General features: G+C 47.0%; 18 protein-coding genes. All 18 read right to left on the minus strand.

Annotated elements, in window-relative coordinates:
• Positions 1-183 precede the first annotated feature (183 nt).
• A complete protein-coding gene (locus FYJ39_RS12495; RefSeq protein ID WP_154472788.1) occupies positions 184-1116 on the minus strand; it encodes a hypothetical protein in 933 nt (310 codons plus the stop codon).
• Between the two features lie 33 nt (positions 1117-1149).
• The gene (locus tag FYJ39_RS12500; RefSeq protein ID WP_154472789.1) at positions 1150-1545 is read right to left on the minus strand and encodes a bacteriohemerythrin; all 396 of its coding nucleotides are present in this window, start codon (positions 1543-1545) and stop codon (positions 1150-1152) included.
• A 99-nt stretch (positions 1546-1644) separates the two neighbouring features.
• Positions 1645-2565, minus strand: coding sequence for a chemotaxis protein (locus tag FYJ39_RS12505; protein WP_178258385.1), 921 nt, complete (start codon positions 2563-2565; stop codon positions 1645-1647).
• A gap of 18 nt (positions 2566-2583) precedes the next feature.
• Positions 2584-3069: a chemotaxis protein CheD gene (locus tag FYJ39_RS12510; protein ID WP_154472790.1), complete on the minus strand. Its 486-nt coding sequence runs from the start codon at positions 3067-3069 to the stop codon at positions 2584-2586.
• On the minus strand, positions 3069-3692 hold the full coding sequence (locus FYJ39_RS12515; protein ID WP_154472791.1) for a chemotaxis protein CheC: 624 nt from the start codon (positions 3690-3692) through the stop codon (positions 3069-3071). The genes FYJ39_RS12510 and FYJ39_RS12515 overlap by 1 nt, the downstream gene beginning before the upstream one ends.
• 27 nt (positions 3693-3719) lie before the next feature.
• Positions 3720-4502, minus strand: a complete 783-nt coding sequence (locus FYJ39_RS12520) for a flagellar hook-basal body protein (protein ID WP_154472792.1) — start codon at positions 4500-4502, stop codon at positions 3720-3722.
• Positions 4503-4515: 13 nt separating this feature from the next.
• On the minus strand, positions 4516-5304 hold the full coding sequence (locus FYJ39_RS12525) for a flagellar hook-basal body protein (protein ID WP_154472793.1): 789 nt from the start codon (positions 5302-5304) through the stop codon (positions 4516-4518).
• A gap of 35 nt (positions 5305-5339) precedes the next feature.
• Complete coding sequence (locus FYJ39_RS12530) at positions 5340-6116, minus strand: sigma-70 family RNA polymerase sigma factor (protein ID WP_154472794.1); 777 nt, start codon at positions 6114-6116, stop codon at positions 5340-5342.
• 16 nt (positions 6117-6132) lie between these two features.
• Complete coding sequence (gene flhA, locus FYJ39_RS12535; RefSeq protein ID WP_154472795.1) at positions 6133-8265, minus strand: flagellar biosynthesis protein FlhA; 2133 nt, start codon at positions 8263-8265, stop codon at positions 6133-6135.
• A gap of 21 nt (positions 8266-8286) precedes the next feature.
• Entirely contained in the window at positions 8287-9360 is a 1074-nt protein-coding gene (flhB, locus tag FYJ39_RS12540; RefSeq protein WP_154472796.1) for a flagellar biosynthesis protein FlhB, read from the minus strand.
• 21 nt (positions 9361-9381) lie between these two features.
• Positions 9382-10137: a flagellar biosynthetic protein FliR gene (locus FYJ39_RS12545; protein ID WP_154472797.1), complete on the minus strand. Its 756-nt coding sequence runs from the start codon at positions 10135-10137 to the stop codon at positions 9382-9384.
• Positions 10138-10143: 6 nt separating this feature from the next.
• Positions 10144-10407, minus strand: coding sequence for a flagellar biosynthesis protein FliQ (gene fliQ, locus FYJ39_RS12550; protein WP_154472798.1), 264 nt, complete (start codon positions 10405-10407; stop codon positions 10144-10146).
• A gap of 20 nt (positions 10408-10427) precedes the next feature.
• Entirely contained in the window at positions 10428-11087 is a 660-nt protein-coding gene (gene fliP, locus FYJ39_RS12555) for a flagellar type III secretion system pore protein FliP (protein ID WP_154472799.1), read from the minus strand.
• Positions 11084-11449, minus strand: a complete 366-nt coding sequence (gene fliO / locus FYJ39_RS12560; protein ID WP_154472800.1) for a flagellar biosynthetic protein FliO — start codon at positions 11447-11449, stop codon at positions 11084-11086. Before fliO ends, fliP begins: the two co-directional genes overlap by 4 nt.
• Complete coding sequence (fliN, locus tag FYJ39_RS12565) at positions 11446-12813, minus strand: flagellar motor switch protein FliN (RefSeq protein ID WP_154472801.1); 1368 nt, start codon at positions 12811-12813, stop codon at positions 11446-11448. The genes fliO and fliN overlap by 4 nt, the downstream gene beginning before the upstream one ends.
• A 43-nt stretch (positions 12814-12856) precedes the next feature.
• A complete protein-coding gene (flgC, locus tag FYJ39_RS12570; protein ID WP_154472802.1) occupies positions 12857-13306 on the minus strand; it encodes a flagellar basal body rod protein FlgC in 450 nt (149 codons plus the stop codon).
• Positions 13307-13332: 26 nt separating this feature from the next.
• Positions 13333-13695 (minus strand): response regulator, encoded by a 363-nt coding sequence (locus tag FYJ39_RS12575; RefSeq protein WP_154472803.1) that lies wholly within the window; start codon positions 13693-13695, stop codon positions 13333-13335.
• Between the two features lie 49 nt (positions 13696-13744).
• Positions 13745-14812, minus strand: a complete 1068-nt coding sequence (locus tag FYJ39_RS12580) for a flagellar motor switch protein FliM (protein WP_154472804.1) — start codon at positions 14810-14812, stop codon at positions 13745-13747.
• Positions 14813-14822: the final 10 nt, after the last annotated feature.

Below are 14822 nucleotides of genomic sequence, written 5' to 3' on the forward strand. Positions count from 1 at the left end.
TGCCAACCTATAAAATACTACTTGGGGTGTCATACTGAGGCAGGTGGTTCTTCATTTCCCATGTCTTCGTTCCCCATCTGAGGTACTCCAACACACTCAACTGACTAAGGCCGTTAATAATAGCGGTATGCTTCCGTAAAAAATTAGCAAGCATACCGCTATTATTTGTTCCTATCCTCTGAATCAGGACTGCCAAAGGGCCTCTTCCTCCAATGTAAGAATCCGATCCACCTCACGGGTTATATTCTCCTCTATAAAGGTTAAAAACCCTTCCAGAGGGAGTCCTCCCCGTTCTGCCAGGGCATAAGCCCGTTCATACTCCCATTCCTCCCTTGTAACCGAATCACCGTTGACTCTATAATCAGCTCCATCCCATTGATCCATCTCTACTGTAAAGCTCCAGCGCTGTTCAAATCTGGGACTGCTGTCTTCCATCTGAAAAAGCTGCAGGCTGCCATCTGAGCCCTGAATCTCCAGCCATACCTCCTGCTTATCAGCGTCCAGGTAGATAGAGCTTCCGCCTGCAGCCGTATCTCCAGAATTCGCCAGATCAAATTCTGCGGCAGCCAGAAGCGTTTTCTCCTCTTTATCCCATACGGCAACAGACATTATACGACTATCTGTCCCATTGCCGTCCTTTATCACAAGATCCCTGTATCCATCTCCATTGAGATCAGAAAAAAGAAAAACAGGCTGACGGCCCTGGGCCTCTGCACTTTTGTACCACTTGCTGCTTTGGGCAGACTTCAGGCTGCTTAGGATCTTTCTTCGGTAAGCGTCATATTCCTTCAATTCTGAACCGTCCGAACCTGCGTAACGTCCATCTGGAGCAAATGTATGAAAACACATAGCGCCATCCGGCCCCATATAATATCGTTTTCCATCCTGCTGGTTCAGTACCCAGCCTGTTTTCATATAGCCGGACGAATCTACATAATAAACCTTTCCAGCATCTTCAATCCACTCGTCCTTCACCGGTTCTCCCGGCTGATAGCAGTACATCCACCTGCCATTCTCAGCCTGATCCCACTCTCCCTGGGCTTTAGCCTGAGCTTCAAAGGCCAGGGCCAAAATCAGACCAATCGCAGAAGCGCTGATGATAAAATGTTTTTTCACTTCCAGCTCCTCTCTATGATTTCTGCTCTCTGCTTAATGTTTTAAGAACTCAGCTAATTTTTTATCCTCGCTGCGAATGTGGCTTACCAGAACTCCGATATGCTGGTTCATCTTGCTTAAGGCAGATATGGTGGGACCGTCCGTCTCTATCTCTTTGCAAATATTATTCAGAGTTTGAGTATATCCTCCATGAAACTGTCTATGGTAAGCATACCCCGGATAATGGCTGTTCTTCTGCAGATTTTCCTCATCCCGAAAATGCTTTATTACATAGTCGCCCAGAAACTGGGCTGTACTCTTTATAGTCATCCTTCCCTTACCAGCAGAGCAAGCGTCCATCAGTGTATTCACTGCATCAAATAACTGCCGGTGTTCACTGTCAATCAGCGTGTTTCCTGTCTCAAGATCTTTTGTAACTTCATATTTCATTTTATATTCATTCCTTTCCCTTTGCTCAGGCACAAAACGCTATGAAAGAGGCTTTCATCCCAAGCATTTTGTGTTATAGTAAATTTAATTGTATTTCTATTATGCAAAAGAGCGCTGTAAAAGCTCATCTATTACCGCTACCAGGTGCCCGATTTCAGGCTTTGCAAGCTGCTCGTCCGCTCCCAGTTCCTTTCCCTTAATGCGCATTTGTTCGTTAATCAGAGAAGAGAAAATAATTACGGGAATCTTCCGCAGCCTTTCATCTGACTTAACCAGCTTCGTCAACCGGTGTCCATCCATCTCCGGCATTTCAATATCTGTTATAATCAGCTTTACCTTATCATAGAGAGCATCCTCTGATCGAATCTCACGGAGAAAGTCCCAGGCTTCCTGGCCATTATTAAAATTCTTAATATTTATAAAGCCTGCCCGTTCCAGGCAGTCATTGATCATCCTCTGAAGCAGGATGGAATCCTCCGCGATCACAATGGGGCTTTCGCAGAGAGGTCTGTCTCCCATCTGCTCTACCTCCGCTACCTGGATGGTGGTCTCCGGCGCAATCTCTGCCACAATTTTTTCAAAATCCAAAATAGTTACTAGAACATCGTCACATTGGGCTATACCCGTGGCAACGCTCTCATCCCCCTGGGACAAGGTTTTGTCCGGCTTCTGAATATCCTTCCAGGAAATCCTGCTGATTCCCTCAATGCTCTGAACCCGGAACGCAACTGTCATCTTATTGAAATTGGTTATAATAAACAGATCCCGGTATTGATGCTCCAGCCTGTTCCCGGTGAGATAAAAACCTAGATCAATCACTGTAATCAGCGTATCCCTCGGTTTAAATATCCCTTCTACGGCAGGATGCGCATGAGGCATGATTTTCACATGCTCACTCATCATGATTTCCTTTACCTTAGCCACATTAATTCCATAAAATTCTCCTGCAATGGTAAACTTCATGATCTCAATTTCATTCGTCCCCGATTCCAGCAAAATTCCTTCCTGTTCCTTTTCCAAAACCGCTCACTCCTCTCCCTATAAATGTTTTTCCGGTTTCCCTACCGTTCGTATGGCAACATCGCCATTTGACACATCCAGCAGCATAGTCCTGGCATAGCTGCCTCCCGTATCGGAGGCTTGTATGCGCAGCTGCTCTTGAGACAGTATCCGCTTCACCATATCCGTATTTCTTTGTCCGATATTTCCGAAATCAGCGCTGCCCTTGATATCAAACATCTTTGCCCCCCCGGCAATCTTTACAACCGTTCTTCTTTTTACCAGGCCAAATGCTGATAATTTACGAAGGGTCTCCTGTATTCCACTGTCTGCATATTTATATATCTTCGGATCTCCCTGGTTATTCCGCTCTGGAAGCATGATGTGCAGCAGGGCGCCCAGGCGAAGAACAGGATCATAAAAGGAGATTCCAATGCAGGAGCCCAGAGCATAGGTAATGATCTGTCCATTTTCTCTGGTAAATTTCATATCCCCGATTCCTACCGTCAGCCGCTTCTCCATCATTATGAAACCCCTAATTTCTCTAATATATGATTCAGGGATTCTATGTCCGGAATCATAAGCAGTCCGTCCGAGAGAACCCTTCCATCCATTATAAATTCTGCGTTAATATACATAAGCTTATCTGTATCATAGCCGTATTCTGCCATGGGAACTGTGATAATTCCTCCCAGCATGTTCACAGTTGAGCTTGGAACAGACAGATCAATCTCAACGCCTGCAAGCTGAGCAAATGCATTGACATAGGAGCAGATAATAATATTTCCTACCTCCTCCATTGCCGAATAGTCCATCTCGTCCATTTCTTCAAAGGACTCATAGGTCTTACCAATGAGTTTTTCCAAAACCGCATTAGCCAAATCCATTTTAAATATAAACAGCATCAGTCCGTTCACATCCCGCTTCATCCTTACAAGAGTGGCGGCTACTAGCTCCTCGATGCTGCCCAGCCTTTCCACAGTTTCCTCATATCCCAGAATGCTTACGCTGGGAATGGAAATCCGTATCTCCTTTTGAAGTAATTTTGACAGCGCTGTCGCCGCGTGACTGGTACCTATGCTGCTGATTTCCTTCATTACATCCAATTCCAAAAGATTCATATCCCCGTAAGACTTGATTCGTTTCATGTAGCCTCCTCGTCTTTCCTAATACATTCAGCCTCTCAGTGAATTAATCGTTGCCTCAATTTCATCGGATGTGGTAACCATCTTCAGTGCATAGGAATAAGCTCTCTGGCATTCGATCATGCGTACCAGCTCCTTGGACAGGTCTGTACCTGACTGTTCCAGGGCTCCTTCGGCTAGCTTTGGATTTTCTATTCGTACAGGCTCCACCCCCTGATCCACAGGAACATACTCGTTGCTGCCTATGCTTATCAGCCGGCTGGGATTTGCAAACGTATACAAACTGATTCGGGGCCTGTCTTCATCCTCGTCGTTCTCGTTCTCTATCTCCTCATAATTCTCCTCCATCTCCGCCTGGAGACGCTCCACATCTGCCACCTCTGCCTTTAAGGGTTCCCTGTTCTGATCCAGAACCAGCTTTCCCCCATCTGTCATCAGGTAAAAGCCGTCCTCCCGCTCTGCTCTATGAAAATGCCCGTCCCTCGTGTAGCTGATAGTTCCTGTGGTTGGATCCTGAACCATAAAAAATGCATTGTCCTCTAAAATCGCATAGTCCAGACTGCTGCCGGTCTGAACAGCCCCGGAGGTATCAAAGCTTGTATAGGTCCTCTGAACCCTGACCCCATTGCCTGCCTGAAGCTCAGTAACAGCCTCTTCCCCATCGTTTAGGTTATAGTTGAGCAGATCTGAAAACACCGCTGTTTTGGGCTTAAACCCGGTATTATTCACATTGGCGATATTATTCGCTATAACGCTCATTTTTTCCGTACTGCTGCCGGCTCCCAAAGCTCCCACATAAAATGATTGATTCATCGGTTCTTCCTCCTTACGCCTTGCCTACGTCATTCACAGCCTTTGCCATAATCTGATCGTACATTTTCAGTGCCTGAGCGGCGCTTTGAAGCGCTCTCTGAGCAGACATCATGGACGTCATCTCATCTACCATATCCACATTGGATTTTTCAACTGTTTTCCATAAAACAGCTGTCTGTGCTCCTTCCCTCTGCTGCGGCGCCTGATTGGTGGAAAACACGCCATAATCCTCCTTGTGAAGCTGTCCATAATCTGCAAAGTCCACAACCTGAAGAGTGCCCATCCGGCGAAGCTCCGTCTCCCTTGTCTCCTGATCGATCAGCTCTTCCACGCTGATGTTCCCTTCACTATCTACTGTAAAATTTTCATTATCAATCTGAATCGGCTGACCATCTGTTCCCAAAACCCGTCCTACGTTGTTCAGAGCCAGAAAGCCCTCCCCATCCACTCCGAAGGAACCGTTTCTTGTATAAACCGTTCCATTTTGACCCTGAACTGCGAAAAACCCATTGCCGCTCAGAGCAAAATCAAATATGCCGTCTGTCTGCTCAAAGCTTCCCTGGTCATAGTTTACGTAGGTCCGGGTAGCAGTTCTGATTTTAGACGTGACAGCCAGGGGAGTGGGATTCCCCTTGTTTTGACGGCCGGTTCGGTAAAGCATCTCCTCCTGAAAGGTGCTGCTGACCATCTTATCCCTCTTATAGCCGGGCGTCTGGATATTAACCATATTGTTACTTATAACATTCAGATTCCGGTTCTGTGTCAGCATTCCGGATGCCAGATTGTAAAATCCCTGGTACATCTGTGTTTCCTCCTTATATATTGATTCTGTATCTGTTATACGTACTCACTCATATACTGCTTCAGCTTCCGTATGGCATTGCTATGTATCTGAGAAACTCTGGGTTCACTTACATTCATAACCTGGGCAACCTGCTTCATATTCAGCTCCTCCACATAATACAGGGAAATCATCAGCTTTTCTTTTTCACTCAGCCGTTTCACTGCCGCGCTCAGCAGCTTAAGGGCTTCATCCTTTAAAAAGGCCTTCTCCGGCTCCCGATCCATATCTATATTAGGAAGCTGAATGGTCTGCCGGTCATCCTCGTTGTCTACTACCATGTCCAGTGAAAGCACATTCATCATCACACTCATACGCTGAATCTTCTGACATTTTTTAACGCTGAGTCCCAGACAATCCGCAATCTCCTCATCCGTGGGAGCACGGCCAAGGGTCAGCCCCAGCTTATTTCTGGCTTCCTCAATTTCCTTATTCTGCTTTCGAAAGTTTCGGGGCATCCAGTCATTCTTACGGACCAGGTCAATGATCATTCCCCGAATCCTCTGAGATATAAAGGTCTCGAATTTATGTTCCCGATCCGGCTCATACCGGTCGATCCCCTTCATAATGGCAATGACCCCCTCGTTGATGATATCCTCCATCTGGAGAGAGCCGGCATATATGCCTCTCATCTGAACAGCAATGGTCTGTACAATATATAGATAGCGAAGGGTCAGCTCCTGCTTGACCTCCAGGCTTTTTTCCACCCGGTACATTTCCAAAAGCTCCTCATTTGTTTTTTCTTTCAGCCGCTGTTGTGTCTCCACCATCATTAGGCCACCTCCACCATTATGCTTCTTTTCGCTCCGAACGCTCAAGAATCAAATTACCGATTGACTGTATCTGGACATTGTTGGATATCTCATTAAAAGAGAGCACCCTGACATTGGGATAAAACTGATCGATCAGCCGGTAAAAATGCACCCGCATAATCTGGGAGGTGAGAATTACCGGATTCTGTGACAACCCACTGAACTTCTTAAGCTGCTCTGCAATCTGACGTACCAAACTTTGCAGAACATCTGGATTAAGCGCCAGATAGTACCCTCTTTCTCCCTTGGAAAGGCATCCTACCATCGTACGCTCTAGTTCAGAATCCATGGTAATCACTTTCATACTGCCATCTTCACAATATAACCGGGTGATGGTTCGCTTCAGGGCCGTCCGAATGGATTCAATCAGCCCGTCCACATCCTTGATTGGTAATCCTGTCTCCGAAATACTTTCAAGCATCGTTTCAAGAATGGTTTCCATATCCTTTATGGGCACACCTTCCTTCAGAAGGCTGGTAAGAACCTTCTGGAACAGGCTGTAGGATATAGGCCCGCTGAAAGCCTCCTCCACCAGCTCAGGTGATTTCTTTTTGGTATTCTCTACCAAACGTACAATTTCCTGACGGGTAATCAATTCATAGGCATGCTGCTTGATGACCTCAGATAAATGGGTTACAAGCACAGATAGAGGATCGATAACCGTATATCCATAAAGCTCTGCCATTTCCCGATCCTCCGGCCTTATCCAGCGGCTTGGTATACCGTAAGCCGGCTCTATGGTTTCGATTCCGTCAATCTCCTTTTCCAAATTCTCCGGCTCCAGGGCCAGATAATAGTCCGTGAGGATTTCTCCCTTCGCAACCTCCTCCCCCTTTATCTTAATAGAATACTGGTTGGTATTCAGAGCAGAGCTGTCTCTGAGCCGGATGGAAGGTATAACAAAGCCCATATCCTGTGCATATTGCCTTCGGAAAATCACAATTCTGCTGATCAGCCTGCCGCCTACCGACTCGTCTGCCATAGGAATCAGGCTATATCCAAACTCCATCTCTATGGATTCCACCGAAAGAAGGGTATAGACATTATTCACATCCTTATAATACTCCTCCTCTGTAACCTCGGCTGAGGCCGCCGCTTCCTGGGAGGCAGCCTCCCCCTGAAGCTGGCTTCCTGCAAGGCCGCCGCCTACAGCCGTCAGGGTTGGCTCCGCTTTTATTCTTCTGGAAAGATAGTATCCTCCGCTTACCAGTCCCAGAGAAACAACTGCCAGCTGGAGAACCGGCATGCCGGGAATCAAAGTCAGAACAGCAACCACTACGCCGCTAATCATGATGGCATAGGGCTGGGCCATAAATTGTTTGGAAATGTCTTCGTTCAGACTTCCTTCAGATACAGCTCTTGTCACAATCATGCCTGTAGCAGTCGATATCAGCAGCGACGGGATCTGGGATACAAGGCCGTCACCTACCGTGGCGATGGAATAGGTGCTTAAAATCTGTCCGATACTTTCTCCAGACTGCACCATACCGATAATACTTCCGCCGATCAGATTCACCGCAGTCGTAATTAGGGACATAACCGCGTCGCCCTTTACAATCTTGGTGGCGCCATCCATGGCTCCGTAGAAATCGGCCTCACGCTGAATTTTCTCTCTCCGTGTTCTGGCCTGCTGTTCCGTAATAAGGCCAGAGCTTAGGTCCGCATCAATAGCCATCTGCTTACCTGGCATTGCGTCCAGGTTAAACCTGGCGGCAACCTCAGCCACACGCTCTGCGCCCTTTGTAATAACAATGAACTGCATCAATACAATAATAAGAAAGATAATTAAGCCTACTACTACATTTCCTCTCAGCACAAAATCTCCGAAGGCCTGGATCACCTGGCCTGAGGAGCCTCCGTTAGTCAGAATATTCCTTGTCGTGGAAACGTTGATTCCCAATCTAAAAAGGGTGGTTATGAGCAGCAGGGAGGGGAAAATAGAGAATTCCAGGGGCTCCCTGATCGTCATGGTGGTAACCAGGATCATCATAGAAAAGGACATATTGATGATGATTGCCACATCTACCAAAGCAACTGGCAGAGGTATGATTAACAATAATATGACCGTCAGTACAAATAGTACCACCGAATAGCTCAGTATCTTCTTCATCGAAACTCCATCCATCTATTATTATCTGAACATATCTTCCCTGTGGCCTGCCCTGTAGATATGAACCAGGATTTCAGCCACTGCGCCGTAAAATTCTGCCGGAATCTCCCTGTCCAGCCTGCAGGAACCATAAAGAGCCCTTGCCAGAGGTTTATTCTCTATGATAAATACCCCATTTTCCTCCCCTGCCCGTACAATACGCAGGGCCAGCTCGTCCTGCCCCATAGCCAGAACCACCGGCGCTCCATGCTTCTTGGGATCATACTTCAGGGCTATGGCATAATGGGTGGGATTCCTGATAATGACATCTGCCTGCGGCACCTTCTGCATCATTCTGCTTAAGGCCATCTGACGCTGGATGCGTCTGATTCTGCCTTTAATTTCAGGATTTCCCTCTGTCTGCTTAAACTCATCTTTTACTTCCTGCTTCGTCATCTTTAGGTTCTTTTCATACTCCCACCTTTGGTAAAGGAAGTCAAAGAAAGCAACCACTGTAAAGGCTGCGCAAACCTTCACCACCAGGTCAAACACTGCCTTGAGCATAAAGGCTGCCGAGGCCATGGTCTGCATATCCAGAAGCTTTGACATGGCCACCAAATCCTTTTTTAAGATCCCATAGAGCAAAACCAGAAGCAGGGTTATTTTAATCAGGTTCTTTACCAGCTCTACCACATTCCGCAGAGCAAACATTTTTTTCAGCCCGCTGATAGGATTCAGCTTGCTCAGCTTGGGCTTAACGCTTTGAAAGGACACGTTAAAACGGGTTTGGACTCCGTGAGCCAAAATCCCAAGAAGGCTGGCCCACAGCAGGAGAGGAACGGTACATTTTACAACAGTGACCACCAGATAAATAAATATCTGAGGCGCCTCCCCCAGTGGATTCTCCCAGCTTACGCGAGATATAAAATGATTCAGGCACTCCTCAATCGTCTTCTGGAGAAAAGGAAGGTAGAGCTTAATTCCCCAGAAAACCCCAAAGAGCACCACCACGGTAGCAGCGTCCCTGCTCTGAAATACATTTCCTTCCTTTCTGGCATCCTGACGCCGCTTACTGGTGGGTTTTTCTGTTTTTTCGCCTCCGCCGCCTCCTGCCAAGCTCCCGCCCCCTTTTCAATTCTATGGCATCATTAAACGCACCACCTGCTGCATATCGGTAAACAGGGTTCCGATTACCGTATACAAACGATCTGCCATAGGACTGAACATCATCACCAGAATCATCAGTCCCACTACTATCTTCACCTGAAAGTTCACTACAAACACATTGATCTGAGGTATAATACGCATCAGGATACCTACGGCAGCTTCTGCAATCAGCTCCATCGCTACCAAAGGAAAGGCTAACTGCATCCCCATTGTAATGGCGGTAGAAAAAAAGCCCATCATAGCCTCAGTCAGCTCAGGACGTAAAGTCACCTCCCCGAAGGGAATCAGATAAGCCGATGAGAAAAACATGGCAATCAGACGCACATGTCCGTTCACCGCCAAAAACAAAAGAGCCAAAAATGCATAGAACAATCCGGAACTGATAGTCATCTGTGTGTTATACTGAGGATCGTATATCTGCGCCATGGAAAGTCCCATGGAATAATCCATCACAGATGAGGCAAAACGTACTACAAGAAAGGTCAGCTCCATGGTAAAGCCCAGGGCAAAGCCGAAAAGCAGCTCCTTCACAAGCATCATCCCATATTCCAGCATCCCCACAGGCTCATGTCCCAGGCTCCCCCCCACTCCTACATAAAGCAGGAGAGAAAGAGCAAAGATAAAGGCTGTCCTCACCCTGATGGGAACATTGCTTCTTCCCAGAAGGGGATTTAGCGCAATGGCTCCGCTCATGCGCATCACAATCAGGGAGAAAAGTATAAACATCAGCCTTTAACCTCCCGCTATCATGCCGAAAATCTGTTTTGTGAAATCCTGCATCATAACCAGCATAGTGCTTCCCAAAAAGCCCATAACTGCAAGAATGGCCAAGAATTTAGGCACGAAGGTCAGAGTCTGCTCATTGATCTGAGTGGCCGCCTGAAAAATGGATATGAGCACTCCCACAGCCATGCTCACAAGCAGAAAAGGCAGCGACAGCTTTAAGGCCAGCTGAAAAGTCTGATAGAGGATATCCAGTATCTGTAGATCTGTCATAGTTTCTCCTTTCTCTCCCCCTAGTGGTTAAAGCTGTTTATAAGATTTCCAAAGAGAAGCTGCCACCCATCTACGGAAATAAACAGCAAAAGCTTAAAGGGCATCGACACCATCGTCGGAGGCAGCATTACCATACCCATGGACATCAAGGTAGTGGATACGATGACGTCAATCAGCAGAAAGGGAAGATAAATCAGGAAGCCGGCGGTAAACCCCACCTTCAGTTCACTTGTCATAAACGCAGGAATCACTACGGTCAGAGGATAATCCTGAGCATTTTCCTTTGGCTGCGTATTAGACATCCCAACAAAGCTGTCCAGTGTCTGCTTTTCTGTATTTCTCAGCATGAAGTCCTTCATTGGAACCACCATCCGTTCCACTGCCTCTGTCTGGGTTATCTCCTGACGCAAATAGGGTTGATAGGCCTCTGTATTAATCTGGCTAATCACCGGACTCATTATAAAAAGGGTCAAAAACAGGGCCATTCCTGCCAATACCGTGTTGGGCGGAGTCTGTTGAACTCCCATGGCATTTCTTGTAAATGAGAGGATAATGATGATCCTGGTAAAGGCAGTCATCATTATAACAATCGACGGCAGCAATGCCACTAAAGTCAGCATGAACACCAGGTCCAAAGCCGGTACATTTCCGCCGTTAAGCTGCATTAGAAGATTGTTCATCTGTCTCCTCCGCCTTTCTTCCGCCAGGCCCCCAGCTTCTTTTCTAAAAGCTGCTTAAAATCCGCAGGGGCTTTACCGGTGTCCTCCTCACAAGCTTCTTGTCCAGGCTCATCCTCCAGCCGATCTATAAGCTGAATACCGGCAGGGCTTACTCCTACCAGATAACAATGCTCTCCTACCTTTAAAACCAGAATCCTCCGATCCTGTCCAACTTGGATCTGATCCAGCACCTTCAGGCGTCCGCTTCCTGAATACCGGTTCCAGCCTTTTCCCAGAAAACGGCTGCACCAGTACGCCAGAGCTAAAACCAAAGCCAGCATCAGAATAGACTGAAAAAGAGTTATATAGCTTCCATCTGTCATTGCAGGGTCTCCGCATTCAGCCCGTTGGAAACAATCTCAGTCACTCGTATTCCAAAATTGTCCTCTACCACCACAATATCGCCTCTGGCAATACACTGTCCATTGACAAACAAATCCACCTGCTCTCCGGCCATCTTGTCTAAGACTACCAACGTACCCTGGGTAAATTCCAGAATATCCCGCACCAGCTTCTTTGTGCGTCCAATTTCCACGGAAACCTCCAGAGGAACGCCCATAAGCATTTCCTGGTTCGCCTTCTCTTCCTCTCCCTCATCCATATCTCCCGCAAGCTGAGGTGAGTTTACAGGCCGTATAATGGAACTGCTTTGAGCCGTTTTCCCCTCTTTCCCCATGTTCTTCATCAATTCCATCATCTGTACCTGGGTCTGCTGCATCTGCGCCAGAAGCTGAAGCACGGCAGGATCTCCAGGAGCCGGATAACCATAGACAGGCGGCTGCATACCCGGCTGAGGCATCCAGGCTGTACCTGGCTGGGCGCTCTGGCCGGCTGAAGCACAAGCTTCTGTCTCCTTCGGCTTTTCAGCTTCCATATGTACCTCTGTCACAGACGGGCTTTCTGCTTCTTTATTAGCAGCGTCCGGTTCTTCTTGGACAGGCTCTGAAGACTCCGGCTGGTGTGCTTCCGGCGCCTCTTCTTTGGAGCTTTCCATTTCCTCCTCCACAGCTCTTTGCTTTTCCTGCTCCGTCTCAGCCATCTTCAGCTCTGCCGCAGTCCTTATTTCACTCTCCGCATTTTTTTCCGCTGCCACAATTGTATCCTTAAAGGGCACCAGCAGGTGCTTTGCCAGAGGAATAGGAATCATATTAATAAATTCGCTTTTCAGCGTCCCTACAATTTCCAGCTGGAATCTGACAATAACCATGCTGGATTCCTCCGCAAAGTAGCTTTCCTTAAAGCTTTCCGTATCTGTTATCTCAGAGGACAGGGGCGTTGAGATATTGACTGTCCTGCCCAGGAATTCCGACATCGCAGTGGCGGAGGAGCCCATCATCTGGTTCATTACCTCACAGATAGCGCTGATGTTAATATCATCCAGCTGAAAATCCTCCTGGGATATTTCCTGTCCTATCATCATTCCCACAATAATCCGGACGTCATCCCGCCTAAATACCATTATGTTTTTGCCTTCCAGGCCCTCTGTGTAGGATATTTCCACACCAACCGCAGGCTCCAGCCGCTTGAATTCAAATTCCTGTTTTGTCTGAATCTGTACCACCGGCGTAGTTATGTTGACCTTTGCCCCCAGCAGTGTAGACACTGCTGTAGCTGAGGCTCCGAGACTGATATTCATAATCTCGCCTATCGCATCAATCTCCATCTCATTAAAGCTGTTAGCGCCCATTGCTTCATCTCCTTTTGTTCCTGATTATCTACTTATCTGAACCCTATTTCCCAATGTCCAGAGCTTTCTGCGCCATCAGCTTCATTGCATTCAACGCCGTGACATTCGCTTCATAAGACCTTGTGGCCGACATGCTGTCTACCGTTTCCTTAAGAAGGTCTACATTCGGAAGAGTCACAAAGCCCTCCCCATCTGCGTCGGGGTGTCCCGGATTATACACTCGCTTCATCTCTCTGGTATCCTCTATGATCCCGGAAACTCTCACGCCGGCATTCCTGCTGGAAAAGCCTTTTCCCTCAGACGCATTGCGCAGCGCCTGGCTGAAGGATTCTGATCCATAGCTTTCAAAAAGAACGTCCTTTCTGCGGTATGCTCCGCCTGCCTCCGTCCGGGTTGTATCGATATTTGCAATATTTTCAGCAGCCACATCCATGCGGATGCGCTGGGCGCTCATTCCTGAGGCGCTAATATCAAATGAACTTAAAAAAGCCATGCTGCTTCCTCCTGTAATAATAAGAACTATTTGCCGAGAATGGAGCTTACTGTCTGAACAATCCGCTCTCCGTTAAAAGGCTTCACAACGAAATCCTTCGCTCCTGATTTAATCGCTTCCACAACCATCGCTTCCTGCCCCATCGCGGTGCACATAACTACCTTTGCGTCGGGATCGGACTCCCGGATTTTCTTTAATGCCTGAAGGCCGTCCATATTAGGCATTGTAATGTCCATAATTACAAGATCCGGATTTTCCTCACCGTACTTTTTCACTGCCTCAGCCCCGTCCTGTGCTTCCACGAAATCTGTGTATCCGCTCTCAGTCAGTGCCTTTTTCAGCATCATTCTCATAAATGCAGCATCGTCAACCAGCATAATCTTTGCCATTTTTGCTTTCCTCACTTTTCTATCTAATGATTCATTCTACGAATATTCTTTAATCGGAGACTTCCTGCACTTCTTCCAGAGGCTTTGTTTCCTCTGAACGTTTCTCATCCTCTCCGTAAAACCTTCTGTTTATCCGAACCGCAACATTCTTTTTGTAAATGCCCATGGTACCGGAAAACCAGGACTGTTTACCCACAAACAGCTTTACCTCGCTGTCCTTTGGCTTATTCATATCAATTACATCGCCCACCTTGAGGTGATAAATATCGCTTAATTCAAGTCCTACCCTGCCAAGCTGTCCTGTAACGGGGAGTGATGAATGGCGGATATTTTCAAAAATCTTTTCCCGGTTATCCTCATAGGCATATCCTCTGGCTATGTGCTTGCGATTATCTATCAGCCGGAACATGTACTCCAGAAGCGTTCCAGGCATACATATTTTAATGCGCTCAACAGCCAGGCCGGCAAGATCCACATTAAAATGAATGATGGCTACTGTCTCATCCAGTCCCACGTCCTGAATCATGCTGGGATTTTCTTCAATTCTCTGCGTTTTAAATTCTGCATTCAGATAATTGGAAAAGCCATCCTTTAAGGCCTGAACCAGATGGGAAGATATTTTCTTGTAAAGGGCCGTTTCCACATCTGAATAACGGTATCCCTCCTCCACCTTAACAGCTTCGCTTGACCCCCCCAGCATATGGTCAATGAGCGTGATGACCATGCCAGGGCTTATATAGAGCATGAGAGGAACCAGATTCTTGTTATGCTCCTCCACAAAGACATCCGTCAGCGTCACACTGGAATTTTCATTTAGAGAGTTCACAAACTCATAATACCGGCATTCCTGAACCTCTATGACTGTAATATCCGTCATTACCCTGAAAATACCGTTCACCTGAGATGTGATAATTCTGGCGTAATTCTCAAATATACTTGTGAGAATTTTCATTTTATCCTTGGTGAACTTTCTGGGGCTGTAAAAGTCATACTTGCTGTAATCTTTCTCCACTGTCTCAGCCTTCTTGTTCTGCATCTCCTTATGCGGCTCCGTCTTTTCATCGTTCATGGACCGCAAAAGCTCGTCAATCTGGCTTTGAGATAATACGTCTGCCATCGCTAAATGC

It is taken from the genome of Clostridium porci, assembly GCF_009696375.1.
Lineage (GTDB): Bacteria > Bacillota > Clostridia > Lachnospirales > Lachnospiraceae > Enterocloster > Enterocloster porci.

Coding starts and splice junctions, on each gene's coding strand:
- FYJ39_RS12500 (WP_154472789.1), bottom strand. CDS start 1,545: ATGAAATATGAAGTTACAAAAGATCTTGAGACAGGAAACACGCTGATT.
- FYJ39_RS12510 (WP_154472790.1), bottom strand. CDS start 3,069: ATGATGGAGAAGCGGCTGACGGTAGGAATCGGGGATATGAAATTTACC.
- FYJ39_RS12515 (WP_154472791.1), bottom strand. CDS start 3,692: ATGAAACGAATCAAGTCTTACGGGGATATGAATCTTTTGGAATTGGAT.
- FYJ39_RS12520 (WP_154472792.1), bottom strand. CDS start 4,502: ATGAATCAATCATTTTATGTGGGAGCTTTGGGAGCCGGCAGCAGTACG.
- FYJ39_RS12525 (WP_154472793.1), bottom strand. CDS start 5,304: ATGTACCAGGGATTTTACAATCTGGCATCCGGAATGCTGACACAGAAC.
- FYJ39_RS12530 (WP_154472794.1), bottom strand. CDS start 6,116: ATGATGGTGGAGACACAACAGCGGCTGAAAGAAAAAACAAATGAGGAG.
- flhA (WP_154472795.1), bottom strand. CDS start 8,265: ATGAAGAAGATACTGAGCTATTCGGTGGTACTATTTGTACTGACGGTC.
- FYJ39_RS12545 (WP_154472797.1), bottom strand. CDS start 10,137: ATGTTTATACTTTTCTCCCTGATTGTGATGCGCATGAGCGGAGCCATT.
- fliQ (WP_154472798.1), bottom strand. CDS start 10,407: ATGACAGATCTACAGATACTGGATATCCTCTATCAGACTTTTCAGCTG.
- fliP (WP_154472799.1), bottom strand. CDS start 11,087: ATGAACAATCTTCTAATGCAGCTTAACGGCGGAAATGTACCGGCTTTG.
- fliO (WP_154472800.1), bottom strand. CDS start 11,449: ATGACAGATGGAAGCTATATAACTCTTTTTCAGTCTATTCTGATGCTG.
- fliN (WP_154472801.1), bottom strand. CDS start 12,813: ATGGGCGCTAACAGCTTTAATGAGATGGAGATTGATGCGATAGGCGAG.
- flgC (WP_154472802.1), bottom strand. CDS start 13,306: ATGGCTTTTTTAAGTTCATTTGATATTAGCGCCTCAGGAATGAGCGCC.
- FYJ39_RS12575 (WP_154472803.1), bottom strand. CDS start 13,695: ATGGCAAAGATTATGCTGGTTGACGATGCTGCATTTATGAGAATGATG.
- FYJ39_RS12580 (WP_154472804.1), bottom strand. CDS start 14,812: ATGGCAGACGTATTATCTCAAAGCCAGATTGACGAGCTTTTGCGGTCC.